The organism is Streptacidiphilus neutrinimicus, from assembly GCF_000787815.1.
Classification (GTDB): Bacteria; Actinomycetota; Actinomycetes; order Streptomycetales; family Streptomycetaceae; genus Streptacidiphilus; species Streptacidiphilus neutrinimicus.
In genome coordinates, this window is record NZ_BBPO01000063.1 from 26,755 (window position 1) to 38,945 (window position 12,191).

At 73.5% G+C, this 12,191-nt stretch carries 10 protein-coding genes and 1 pseudogene; 8 read left to right on the forward strand and 3 right to left on the reverse strand.

Annotation, left to right across the window (positions count from 1 at the left end):
- Positions 1 to 291, forward strand: a pseudogene (locus tag TR48_RS43755) (hypothetical protein); the annotation flags it as partial.
- 31 nt (positions 292 to 322) lie between these two features.
- Here the strand turns inward: TR48_RS43755 and TR48_RS29845 are convergent.
- Positions 323 to 2,518, reverse strand: a complete 2,196-nt coding sequence (locus TR48_RS29845) for a SpoIIE family protein phosphatase (protein ID WP_052443160.1) — start codon at positions 2,516 to 2,518, stop codon at positions 323 to 325.
- Between the two features lie 293 nt (positions 2,519 to 2,811).
- Between TR48_RS29845 and galE the strand changes: the two genes are divergently transcribed.
- The 4 genes from galE (at position 2,812) to TR48_RS29865 (ending at position 7,509) form a co-directional block, all read left to right on the forward strand.
- Positions 2,812 to 3,813, forward strand: coding sequence for a UDP-glucose 4-epimerase GalE (gene galE, locus TR48_RS29850; protein WP_042373155.1), 1,002 nt, complete (start codon positions 2,812 to 2,814; stop codon positions 3,811 to 3,813).
- A 159-nt stretch (positions 3,814 to 3,972) separates the two neighbouring features.
- Positions 3,973 to 4,689, forward strand: coding sequence for an urease subunit gamma (gene ureA / locus TR48_RS29855; RefSeq protein ID WP_042373157.1), 717 nt, complete (start codon positions 3,973 to 3,975; stop codon positions 4,687 to 4,689).
- Complete coding sequence (locus TR48_RS29860) at positions 4,686 to 6,452, forward strand: urease subunit alpha (protein ID WP_084729879.1); 1,767 nt, start codon at positions 4,686 to 4,688, stop codon at positions 6,450 to 6,452. Before ureA ends, TR48_RS29860 begins: the two co-directional genes overlap by 4 nt.
- A 13-nt stretch (positions 6,453 to 6,465) precedes the next feature.
- Positions 6,466 to 7,509, forward strand: a complete 1,044-nt coding sequence (locus tag TR48_RS29865; protein WP_042373159.1) for an agmatine deiminase family protein — start codon at positions 6,466 to 6,468, stop codon at positions 7,507 to 7,509.
- 75 nt (positions 7,510 to 7,584) lie between these two features.
- Here the strand turns inward: TR48_RS29865 and TR48_RS39365 are convergent, their stop codons facing one another.
- Positions 7,585 to 7,974: a hypothetical protein gene (locus TR48_RS39365; protein ID WP_052443161.1), complete on the reverse strand. Its 390-nt coding sequence runs from the start codon at positions 7,972 to 7,974 to the stop codon at positions 7,585 to 7,587.
- Positions 7,975 to 8,146: 172 nt separating this feature from the next.
- On the opposite strand from TR48_RS39365, the gene TR48_RS39370 reads away from it, so the two are divergent.
- From TR48_RS39370 to TR48_RS29885, 3 genes are all read left to right on the forward strand, one after another.
- Complete coding sequence (locus TR48_RS39370) at positions 8,147 to 9,079, forward strand: glycoside hydrolase domain-containing protein (RefSeq protein WP_052443162.1); 933 nt, start codon at positions 8,147 to 8,149, stop codon at positions 9,077 to 9,079.
- Between the two features lie 169 nt (positions 9,080 to 9,248).
- Entirely contained in the window at positions 9,249 to 9,788 is a 540-nt protein-coding gene (locus TR48_RS29880; protein ID WP_084729880.1) for a TetR/AcrR family transcriptional regulator, read from the forward strand.
- Positions 9,789 to 9,946: 158 nt separating this feature from the next.
- Positions 9,947 to 11,407: a DUF4328 domain-containing protein gene (locus tag TR48_RS29885; protein WP_042373163.1), complete on the forward strand. Its 1,461-nt coding sequence runs from the start codon at positions 9,947 to 9,949 to the stop codon at positions 11,405 to 11,407.
- 12 nt (positions 11,408 to 11,419) lie between these two features.
- Here TR48_RS29885 and TR48_RS29890 read toward each other — a convergent pair.
- The coding region (locus tag TR48_RS29890; protein WP_042373165.1) for a PP2C family serine/threonine-protein phosphatase at positions 11,420 to 12,191 on the reverse strand (772 nt) is incomplete at its 5' end.

The following is a 12,191-nucleotide window of genomic DNA, read 5'->3' on the forward strand; positions in this document are numbered from 1 at the left end:
CGCGAGGAGCGCCGCGCCCGCCTGCGCCGGCGCGAGGCCGACCGGCCGCAGCTGCACGCGCTGGGCGGCGGACGCCGCCTGCCGCAGCTGCCGCGCTCCGGCGGCGGGTCCGGCTCCGCCGGATCCGCGCGCGAGGAGATGGCCTCCGGGGAGCCCGCCATAGGGGCCGGGGAGCGGGTCTTCGACCTGACGGCCGAGGACGACACCGTGTCCATGCCCGCGGTCCCGCGCGCCAGTGCCTGGGATTCGCTCGAGCAGAAGCTCAAGGACCTCGAGAAGCTCTACGGCTGAGCCGGGTAAGCCCGCGAGCCCCCGGCCGGTCCTACGTCGCGACGTCGGCGTGGCAGACCAGCTCGAACCACATGCGCTTGCCGGTCCCGTTCGGCTCGACGCCCCACGCGTCGCTCATCGCCTCGACGAGCATCAGCCCGCGTCCGGAGGAGGCCTGCTCGCCGGGCGTGCGCCGCTTGGGCCACTGGTCGGAGTCGTCGGCGACCTCGATCCGCAGGCGCGCCTGACCGCCCTCCGGGTCCCGCGAGAGCCGCGCGGTCAGCATCGCGTCGCGGTCGGTGTGCACGAGCGCGTTGGTGACCAGTTCCGAGGTCAGCAGTTCGACGGTGTCGGAGAGCTCGCCGACACCCCAGCGCCGCACCGCGTCCCGCAGCTCCGCGCGGACCTCGGCGATCCGGGCCAGATCCGCCTGGCCGATCCGGCGGCGCAGGTGCTCGCGCGGACGGGAGGCGGACAGCCCCTCCCAGCGGAGCAGCAGCAGGGCCACGTCGTCGTCTCGCTCCGCGCTGTCCGCGGCGGAGCGTGCGATCTTGTCGGCCAGCGCCGACAGCTCGACGTCCCGGCAGCCGCCGACCACCCGCCGCAGCCGCTCCATGCCCTCGTCGATGCCGATCCGGCGGGTCTCCACCAGGCCGTCGGTGCACAGCAGCAGCACGTCGCCCGGGTCCAGGGTGAACCGGCTGACCGGGTAGCTCTGCTCCGGGTCGACGCCGAGGGGCAGGCCGCCGTCGACGTGGTGGACGGCCGTGCTGCCGTCCGCGCGGCGGATCAGCGGGTTCAGGTGGCCGGCGCGGACCGCGTAGACCGCGCCGTAGTCCACGTTGACCTCGGCGTACAGACAGGTGGCGAAGTGCCCGGTGTCGAGGTCCGCGAGGAAGCGGGCGGCGCGGGTCATCACCGCGGCGGGCGGGTGGCCCTCCGCCGCGTAGGCGCGCAGGGCGATCCGCAGCTGGCCCATGACGCCGGCGGCGTGCACGTCGTGGCCCTGGACGTCGCCGATGACGACGCCGACGTGGCCGTTCGGGAGCGGGACCACGTCGTACCAGTCGCCGCCGATCTGCAGTCCGGTGCCGGCGGGCAGGTAGCGGGCGACGGCGTCGAAGCCGGGGACCGGCGGGACGCGGCGCGGCAGCAGCACCCGCTGCAGGCCGGCGGCCAGCTCGTGCTCGGCGTCGTGCAGCCGGGCGCGGGCCAGCGACTGCCCGACCAGCCCGCCGAGGGTGCTGAGCAGGGTCCGCTCCTCGTAGTCGAGGGTGCGGTTCTCGTCGAAGCTGACCAGGCAGACGCCGAGCGGGCGACCGCTGGCGACCAGCGGCAGGAACGCCCAGGCGTGCCGCGGGTGGCCGATGGCCTGGGGCCAGGCCATCGGGAACCGCTGCCGGTACTCCTCCTGGTTGGCCAGGAAGACGGGCGTGCGGGTGCGCAGGGCGAGCGCGGCGGGGTGGTCGGCGTCCAGCGGCACGTGGTCGTGCGGCGGGCGCGCGTCGCCGTCGTAGCCGGAGGAGGCGAGGATCTGGATCCGCCCGTTCTCCAGCACGGCGAGGACCAGGCCGTCCGGCGGGATGCCGGGCAGCGGCAGCTCGGTGAAGACACGGGCGACGTCGGCGGTGGTCACCGCCTCCGACAGGGCCTTGGCGGCCTCACGGATGAAGAGGGTCCGCTCCTCGCGCACGGTGGCGGCGTGGTCGGCGCGACGGCGCTTGTGCAGCTCGACGGTCGCGTCCCAGACGAAGCCGATCATGTGGGTCGGGCGGCCGTGCTCGTCGGCCAGCACCCGGCCGCGGAAGCGGACGGCGTGCATCTCTCCGCCGGGGAAGACGGTGCGGTAGTACGCGCCGCACTGGCCCAGCTCGGCGACGGCCCGCTCGACGCGGCGCCTGACCACCGGCGCGTCCTCGGGGTGCAGCAGCGCGAGGAACTCCTCCGAGCTGATCGACGCCTCCCGCGCGGGGCGCTCCGCCAGCTCGGCGGTGACCGCGGCCACGGCGGCCGCCGTCTGCAGCCCGCTGACCGGCACGCGCTCGCCGGCCTGCAGGCCGAGCTCCTCGAGTCCGAGGATGGCGAGGGCGCGCTGGTCGCAGACGATGCGGTCGGCGCGGATGTCCCAGTGCCAGGACCCGATCCCGTTCGCCGCTGCCGCCGACTCCAGCCAGTCCGGTGTCTGGTCCTGCTGCGGCGGGCGGTGCGCGGGGCTCGGGATCCGGGGCGGCTGCGTCCTAGGCGCCATCGTTCTCCTGCCCTGCAAAGAGGCCGCGCCTGGTGTGCGCGGCTTGTGCTACTCACCCATTGTCCCAGCTCCGAGCTGGAATCGAGGATCTTGGGGTGTATATCCGGACTTCATCCTGTCGGATGATGCGCCCAGCGGCAATGCCGACGCAGGCCCAAAGCGTCACGACATACCGACCATCCGGTCACCGGAAGATCTCTCCGCGATCACGGAACCATCACGGCGCGCCGAACGTCGGGCTTTCCGAGGGCGTCGCCGCTGACGCCCGTCCACCTACGGAGGGGAACCAGAACGTGAAGGTCCTGATCACCGGCGGAGCGGGTTTCATCGGCAGCACCGTCGCCTCGGCCTGCCTGGACGCCGGGATCACCCCGGTCCTGCTCGACAACCTGGTGACCGGCCGCGCCGAGTTCACCCAGGGGCGCGCGTTCTACGAGGGCGACATCGGCGACGGCGATCTCATCGACCGGATCTTCGAGGAGCATCCCGAGATCAGCGCGGCGATCCACTGCGCCGCGCTGATCGTCGTGCCGGACTCGGTGGCCCAGCCGCTGCGGTACTACCGCGTCAACGTCGCCAAGACGATCGCGCTCACCGAGCACCTGCTGCGCAACGGCTGTGACCGCCTGCTCTTCAGCTCCTCCGCCTCGATCTACACCGCGGGCGAGGACTTCTCGGTGGACGAGGAGTCCGCCCTCGACCCGCTCTCCCCCTACGCCCGCACCAAGATGGTCACCGAGTTGGTCTTCAAGGACGCCGCCCAGGCGACCCCGCTGCGGGTGCTCTCGCTGCGCTACTTCAACCCCATCGGCGCGGACCCGGAACTGCGCACCGGCCTCCAGGTGGCACTGCCCTCGCACGCGCTCGGCAAGCTGATCCACGCGCGCGACAACGGCCTGCCCTTCCGGATCACCGGCACCGACTGGCCCACCCGCGACGGCAGCGGCATCCGCGACTACGTGCACGTCTGGGACCTCGCCCAGGCCCACGTCGCGGCCGTGCAGCGGTTCGACGAGGTGCTGCCGCTGGACGGCCCGGACTGCTACGAGGTGATCAACCTCGGCACGGGGCAGGGCACCACCGTCCGCGAGCTGGTCAAGGCCTTCGAGTCAGTCACCGGCACGGCGCTGACGGTGGAGGTGGCGCCGCCGCGTCCGGGCGACAGCGCGGGCGCGTTCACCCGCACCGGCAAGGCGGAGCGGCTGCTGGGATGGCGGCCTGAGCTCTCGCTCAAGCAGGGCATCGCCGACACCCTGGCCTGGTTCGAGCACCGCGAGGCGGTGCTCGGGGTGTAGGCGCATCCGGCTCCCGACCGCATGACTGGGGCATCCGTCCGGCTGATCCGGGCGGGTGCCCCTGCGCGTGTTCCCGCGGCTTGGGCTGGACAGGCGGCCGATGTCGGGGTTCAATGCGAGGAAAGTTTGAACGGCGTTCTAAACTGCGAGGCAGGCACCGTGCGATTGACTCCGACTGAACGGGACCGGCTGCTGTTGTTCTCAGCGGCGGAGCTGGCGCGTGCGCGGCGAGCACGCGGTCTGCGGCTCAACGTGCCCGAGGCCACGGCGTTGATCGCCGACACGGTCTGCGAGGCGGCCCGGGACGGCAAGCGGCTGGCGGAGGCGATCGAGGCCGGGCGCAGTGTGCTGGCGGCGGGGGACGTGCTGCCGGGTGTGGCGGACGTGGTGACGACGTTGCAGGTCGAGGCGGTGTTCGAGGACGGGACGCGGTTGTGCGTGATCGACGACCCGTTCCGCGGCGAGGGCTCGCTCGGCGCGGACGCGCCGGGCGCGGCGCTGCCGGGTGAGGGCGTCGGCTACGAGCCGGCCGAGCCGGTGGTGGTGCTGCGGGTGCGCAACACCGCGCCGGTGCCGGTGACGGTCACCTCGCACTTCCACTTCTTCGAGGCCAATCCGCGGCTGGCGTTCGACCGGGCCGAGGCGTTCGGGCTGCGGCTCGCGGTCCCGGCCGGTTCCTCGGTGCGGTTCGACGCGGGTGCGGTCGTCGAGGTCGGCCTGGTGCCGATCGGGGGCGAGCGGGTGGCGATCGGTTTCGCGGGCCTGGTCGACGGCCCGCTGGACGCGCCCGGCGCGCGCGAGGGAGCCCTGGAGAAGGCCCGCGCCTGCGGCTACCTGACCAGCTTCGACCACGACGAGCAGGAGGAGTCGCGATGAGCGGCAGTGCCTTCGACGCCCAGGGCTGCCACGGCCGCCCCGGCCCCGTCGCCCCCTGGGGCGCGATCGACCCCCACGACTACATCGCCGTCCACGGCCCCCGCGCCGGCGACCGCATCCGCCTCGGCGACTCCGGGCTCATCGTCCGCGTCGAATCCGACTCCCAGGAACCCGGCGACGAGTTCCTGGCCGGCTTCGGCAAGACCGCCCGCGACGGCCTCCACCTCAAAGCCACCACCGTCCGCGCAACCTGCGACGTCGTCATCTCCAACGTCCTGGTCATCGACCCCGTCCAGGGCATCCGCAAGACCAGCATCGGCATCCGCGAAGGCCGCATCTGTTCCATCGGCCGCGCCGGCAACCCCGACACCCTCGACGGCGTGGACGTCGTCGTCGGCACCGGCACCACCATCGTCTCCGGCGAAGGCCTCATCGCCACCGCCGGCGCCGTCGACACCCACGTCCACCTCCTGTCCCCCCGCATCATGGAGGCCTCCCTCGCCTCCGGCGTCACCACCATCATCGGCCAGGAGTTCGGCCCCGTCTGGGGCGTGGGCGTCAACTCGCCCTGGGCCCTGCGCCACGCCTTCAACGCATTCGACGCCTGGCCCGTCAACATCGGCTTCCTCGCCCGCGGCTCCTCCTCCGACCCCGGCCCCCTCATCGAAGCCCTCGCCGACGGCGGCGCCTCCGGCTTCAAGGTCCACGAGGACATGGGCGCCCACACCCGCGCCCTGGACACCGCCCTGCGCGTCGCCGAAGACCACGACGTCCAGGTCGCCCTGCACACCGACGGCCTCAACGAATGCCTCTCGGTCCAGGACACCCTCGCCGTCCTCGAGGGCCGCACCATCCACGCCTTCCACATCGAAGGCTGCGGCGGCGGCCACGTCCCCAATGTCCTGAAGATGGCCGGCGTCCCCAACGTCATCGGCTCCTCCACCAATCCCACCCTCCCCTACGGCCGCGACGCGCTCGGCGAACACTTCGGCATGATCGTCTCCGCCCACGACCTCAAGGTCGACCTCCCCGGCGACGCCGCCATGGCCCGCGACCGCATCCGCGCCGGCACCATGGGCGCCGAAGACGTCCTGCACGACCTCGGCGTCATCGGCATCACCAGCAGCGACGCCCAGGGCATGGGCCGCGCCGGCGAGACCGTCCGCCGCACCTTCGCCATGGCCGGGAAGATGAAACACGAGCTCGGCCCCCTCGACGGCCAGGGCTCGTTCGGCACCACCGAGTCCGGCGACGACAACGAGCGCGTGCTGCGCTACATCGCCAAACTCACCATCAACCCCGCCCTCGCCCACGGCCTCGCCCACGAGATCGGCTCCATCGAGACCGGCAAACTCGCCGACATCGTGCTCTGGCGCCCCGACCACTTCGGCGCCAAACCCCAACTCGTGCTCAAGTCCGGCTTCCCCGCCTACGGCGTCACCGGCGACCCGAACGCCTCCACCGACCGCTGCGAACCCCTCGTCCTCGGCCCCCAGTTCGGCGCCCACGGCGCCACCGCCGCCGACATCTCCGTCGCCTTCGTCGCCGGCGCCGCCGTCGCGAACGGCGACCAACTCCCCACCCGAAGGCGCCGCGTCCCCGTCCGACACACCCGCGGCATCGGCCCCAAGGACCTGCTCCGCAACCACCGCCTCGGCACCGTCGACGTCAACCCCACCACCGGCCTGGTCACCCTCGACGGGGACCCCCTCCACTCCCACCCCGCCGAGACGGTCTCCCTCAGCCGCCTCTACTTCCTCTAGGAGCACCATCTTCATGACCGAGACCCCCACGCCCGCGTCGCTCGGCTGGTCCATGCCCGCCGAGTGGGCCCCGCACGACCGCACCTGGATGGCCTTCCCGACCTCCAACGAGACCTTCGCGGGCGACGAGCTCCACCTGGCCCGCCAGGCCTGGGCCAACGTGGCCAACACGATCGTCCGCTACGAGCCGGTCACCCTCGTCGTCAACACCGGTGAGGCGGAGGCCGCGCGCGGCTACGTCTCCCCCGAGGTCGAGGTCGTCGAGCGTCCGCTGGACGACGCCTGGATGCGCGACATCGGCCCCACCTTCCTCACCGACGGCAAGGGCGGCCTGGCCGCAGCCGACTGGATCTTCAACGGCTGGGGCGCACAGGAGTGGGCCAGCTGGGAGAACGACCAGCACATCGCCGAGCATGTCGTGGAACTGACGGGTGCTCAGCGCTTCGCCTCGCGTCTGATCAACGAGGGCGGCGGCATCCACGTCGACGGCGAGGGCACGGTCCTGCTCACGGACACCGTGCAGCTCGGCGAGGGCCGCAACAGCGACTGGACCCGCGAGGAGGTCGAGGCCGAGATCCACGCCTTCCTCGGCACCACCAAGGCGATCTGGGTCCCGCGCGGCCTGACCCGCGACTACCAGCGCTTCGGCACCCGCGGCCACATCGACATCGTCGCCGCGTTCCTGCGCCCCGGCACCGTCGTGGTCCACAGCCAGCCGGACCCCGCGCACCCCGACCACGAGGTCACCAAGGAGATCGCGGCGCTGCTGCGCGCCTCCACCGACGCCCGGGGGCGCGCCCTGGAGGTCATCGAACTCCAGGCCCCCACCGTCCTGTTCGAGGAGGACGGCGAGCCGGTCGACTACTCCTACATCAACCACTACCTCTGCAACGGCGCCGTCGTCCTGTGTGCCTTCGACGACGCCCGCGACCAGGCCGCCGCGGAGGTCTTCGCCCGCGTCTTCCCGGACCGCAAGGTCGAACTCGTCGACGCCCGCGAGATCTTCGCGAACGGCGGCGGCATCCACTGCATCACCCAGCAGCAGCCGCGCCCCTGAGGCGTCCGATCGGCCGCCGTCCCCCGCGATCCCCGCGCGGGGCGGCGGCCGTCGTCGCCCCCGAGGGCGCGGGTGTCAGCTCGGGAGACCGCTGGGGAGCTCGGTGGGCAGGTCGCTCGGGAAGCTCGTGGGGATCCCGCTCGGGAGGCCGGACGGCAGCCCGGTGGGGAGGGCCGTCGGGAGGCCCGTCGGCAGGTCGCTCTTGAGGACGGTCTGCACCGCCTGGGTCACCAGCCTGGAGTAGGTGAGGGCGTCGATCCCGTTGCACGCCGAGGGCTTGGCGAACGACGGGGTGGCGTCGGAGACAGAGCTGCCGGAGGCCTTGAGCTGGGCGACGAGCGCGGTCACGCAGGACGCGGTGCTGCCCGCGGAGGCGGAGCCGCCGCCGCTGGAGGAACAGGCGGAAAGGCCGAGAGCGGCGGCGGCCGTGGCCGCCGCGGTGAGGGCGATGGTGACGGAGCGCATGTGTGGATCCCCCGGTGGTTCGATCTGTTTCGCTCCTGCCACGGTATCGGATGACAACCGGTCAGGCTTTGCCCAGCTTAGGGAGATTGACGACAAATCGTCACGGCGCGTACTGGTCAACCGATAGGCTTGAACAGCACGATCGCTCGACTGTGGCGCTGGAAGGACACGTATGGGCGCGACGGGCATCGACATCGCCTGGGACCGACCCTCGATCGCCGAGATCAAGGCCACCGGGGCGACCTGGGTGGCCCGGTACTTCTCCAACGACCCGACCAAGAACCTGACTTCCACCGAGGTCTCCGACTACCGCGCGGCCGGGCTCGGCCTCGTGACCGTCTGGGAGAGCACAGCGGGCCGTGCCCTCCAGGGGCACGGCGCCGGCGTGAGCGACGCCAACACGGCGTGGTCGCAACGCGCCGGCGTGGGGCTCCCGGACACGACCGTGGTCTACTTCGCCGTCGACTCCGACACCGACTGGGCCTCCGTTGAGGCCTACTTCCAGGGCGTGCGGTCGGTCCTGGGCAGCGCGCGGACCGGCGTCTACGGCGGGCTGCGCGTGATCCAGGGCGCCCACGCGGCCGGGCTGCGCTACCTGTGGCAGACCGTCGCCTGGTCCGGCGGCGTCTGGGCCTCCTTCGCGACCATCCGCCAACCAGGCGGCACCGCCCTCAACGGCGGCGCCGACTACGACACCGCCGAGGCCGCCGACTTCGGCCAGTACCCGCGGCCCGTCGCGCCGCCGCAGCCCGTCCCCACGCCCGCGCCCAGTTACCTGGAGGAAGAAGTGCTCGCCTACCTGCCGCCGCTCGCGCCGAACACCGACGCCGACATCCCCGTGGAGCCCGCGGGCACGCTGACCGCGCCGGGCGGCGCCGCCCGCAACGGCCCGCTCTGGCTCTGCCTGGCAGCCCAGGGCGGGGACGGGACGGTCGCCGTCTCCATGCGGACCGCCAAGGGGTGGTCCGCGCCGACGCAGTACCCGGTGACCCTCGCGGGCGGCAAGGTCGTCCTGACCCTGCCGACGGACGGCTCCGTCGACGTCGTCCGGGTCACCCCGACGGTCCCGTTGCTGGGCTACGTGACCGGACGGCAGGTCGCCTGACCGGCCCCGTGCCGCTCCTGGTGCTTTACTGGTCCTCGGCGGTTTGAACAGCATTCGAAGCTGTGGAGCCGTCGGAACGGGCACCGGAAGCGAGAGGGGCTGAGCGGGAGTGGTCCGAGCGTCCGCGCGCCGGCCGGCCAGGCCGCGCGAGGAGGTCTTCGCCACGGCCATGGCCGCCATCGCCCGGCAGGGCCTGGCCGGGGTGACCATGGCCGCCCTGGGCAAGGAGCTCGGGATGAGCGGCGGCCACCTGCTGTACTACTTCGGCAGCAAGGACCAGCTGCTGCTGGAGACGCTGCGCTGGAGCGAGTCCCAGCTCGGCGAGCGGCGCCGCGAGCTGCTCGCCGGCGACGCCCCGGCCACCGCGCGGCTGCGCGCCTTCGCCGCCCTCTACCTGCCCACCGGACCGGGCGATCCCCGCTGGACCCTCTGGGTCGAGGTGTGGGGACGCTCGCAGGCCAGCGAGGAGATCAGGGCGGGGCAGGTCGAGATCGAGGCGGTGTGGCGCGAGGACCTCGTCGCGCTGCTGCGCGAGGGCGTCCGCGTGGGCGAGTTCCGCGAGGTCGATCCCGAGCGCTTCGCGGTGCGCCTCGGCGCGCTCCTGGACGGCTTCGGCACGCCCATCGTGGTCGGTCTGCCCGGAGCGAACCCGGACGCCGCGCTCGGCCACGTCGAGGACTACCTGCGCGAGGCCCTGCTCGCGCGGTGACCCGCGCCCCGCGTCGGCTCTGACCTGCACCACCCCGACCCGCTCCGTCCGTACACGAATCCCGTGGCAGAACACATGGACGAGGGTTCGCCGCATCGCATAGCATCGGCCGCCAGCCGCGCGGCGAAGGTGCGCGGAACCAGCCAAGGGGATCTCCCGTGCTCTGCCCGTCCTGTTCGGCCGCCGCGCTCGACGCGTACGGCCGCTGCCCCCACTGCGGCTACCTGGCGGCTCCGCCCGCCCAGCCCTACGCGGCGTACTACCCGCGGCCGACGCTCATCTCGCCGACCGCACCGGCCGGGATCGGTCTCGCCGCGCAGATCCTCATCGCCGTCGCCGGTGTGCTGGCGCTGGTCTCCTTCGGTCTGAACATCTGGGCGTTCACGGTCGCCAAGGCCGCGTACGACGCCGGGGCCGCGAACGTGAACACGGACGCCGTCGCCGCGGCCGCCGGGGTCGCGGGCATCCTCCTCTTCTTCACCCTGCTGCTCGGGCTCGCCACCGGCATCGTCTTCATCATCTGGTTCTACAAGTCCGCGAACCTCGCGGCGATCCTCGCCCCCGGCCGACAGGCGCTCAGCCCCGGCTGGGCGATCGGCGGCTGGTTCATCCCGCTCGGCTGGTTCGTCCTGCCGCGCGTGGTCGCGGGCGGTGTCTGGCGCTCCTCGATCCCGCTCCAGCCGCAGCCGGTCCTGCGCAAGCCGCGCACCTACCTGGTGACCTGGTGGTGGCTCAGCTTCTGCGTCGGCCAGGCACTCCTGGCGACGCCGGTCAACACCACCCGTGGCGACCTGGTCTCCTGGGGGGACCTGGTCGGCTCCTACGGCATGAGCGGCGTCGCCGACCTGTGCCGCCTGGCGTCGGCGGTCCTCGGCATCGTGATGATCCGCAAGGTGACGCAGATGCAGCAGATCCGCATCCTCCAGGGCCCCGGAGTCGGCCACCCCTACGCCTCCCCCGTCATCGCGAACGCCCCGTACGCGGCCTACGCCGAGCCCGCGCCCGTCGCTCCGTTCGGCGTCTCCGCGCCCATCCCGGGCCAGGCCGGACCGTACGGCCCGGCCACGGGCACGCCCTACGCGCCGTCGCACCCGCAGGCCGACCTGCCCCAGGCGGGCACGCCGCAGGCCGCGTACACGGCGAGCGTGCCGCCACAGGCGGCTCCCCCGAGGCAGGAGGCCCTCCCGCCGACGGCGGCCGAGCCGACGGCGCAGCAGCCTGTCGCGCCGGCGATGCCGCCGATCCCCCAACCCGCCGTCGAGCCCGCCACCGAGCCGCTCCCCCTCGCCGGGCCCACGCCCGAGGACGCAGTGCCGGCGGACGCCGCGGCGCCGCAGGCTGCCCTGCCGACCGACGCGGTCCCGGCGGACGCGGTGCCGACGGAGGCGGCGGCCGGCGAGGTGCCCACCGCCGTCCTTCCGCGCCAGGTGCCGCAGGACAAGCCCACCGTCCTGCTCATGCCGGTCGCCGCCACTCCGCAGGAGCCCGGGGCTGACGAGACGGCCGAGCCCGTCACCCGGGCCGAGCGCCCGGAACCGCAGGACGCGGCCCAGCCGTCGGAGCCCGCTCCGGGGGCCTCCGCGGAGTCGAGCGAGGCCAACGAGGCCGACGAGGCCTGAGCGGGGGGCTCCTCACTCCTCCCAGATCGCCGCGGCCGTCCGGTCACCCGAGTGGCCGGACGCACGTGCCTGGATCTGCCGCAGGAAGTCCACGCCCGCGGGCGGGTGCGGATGGGCCCAGTGCTCCGCCAGCAGCGCGGCGATCCCCGGCTCGGCGCGCAGCGGCGTCGCCAGCCCCTCCGTGCACAGCAACAGCACGTCGCCGGGCTCCGGCACGACGGCGCGGAACCGGAAGCGACCCTGCTGCTGCGTCGCCGCCCCCTCGCCGTCCGGGTCAACTGCCAGGCGTCGGCCGGCGTAGGCGTCGTACCAGGCGTCGTCGCCGAGCAGCAGCAGCGCGCCGGGCCCCGTGCCGAAGCCCGCCCGGAGGCGGTTGGTCGGGTCGAGGGGCGCCAGGACCGCATGGATCGCGCCGTCCGGCCCCAGCCCGCGCGCGGCGCGTGCGGTGAGCCGCTGCAGCCCGAAGCGGAGCTGCTCCTGGGCGCCCTGCCGCAGGTCCGCGAGCAGGCCGGTGCGACTGCGCCCCACGGACGCGGCCAGCAGCCGGACCGCCTCCTCCGCTCCGGGACCGGCGGCCACGGCCGTCACCAGCAGCCCGTCGGCGCCGTCTCCGAACCTGGCGACGATCAGCCGGTCCGCGCGCGGCGCGCCGAGGGCGCGCGCCTCCTCACCGCGCGCGCTCGCGGCGCGCAGGGTCATGCTTCCGTGCCGCGCCAGCTCCAGCACCGTGTCGGAGACGAGGCTGCCGAGATCGTCCGGGTCGGCCTCCGGCAGCGCGTCGGGC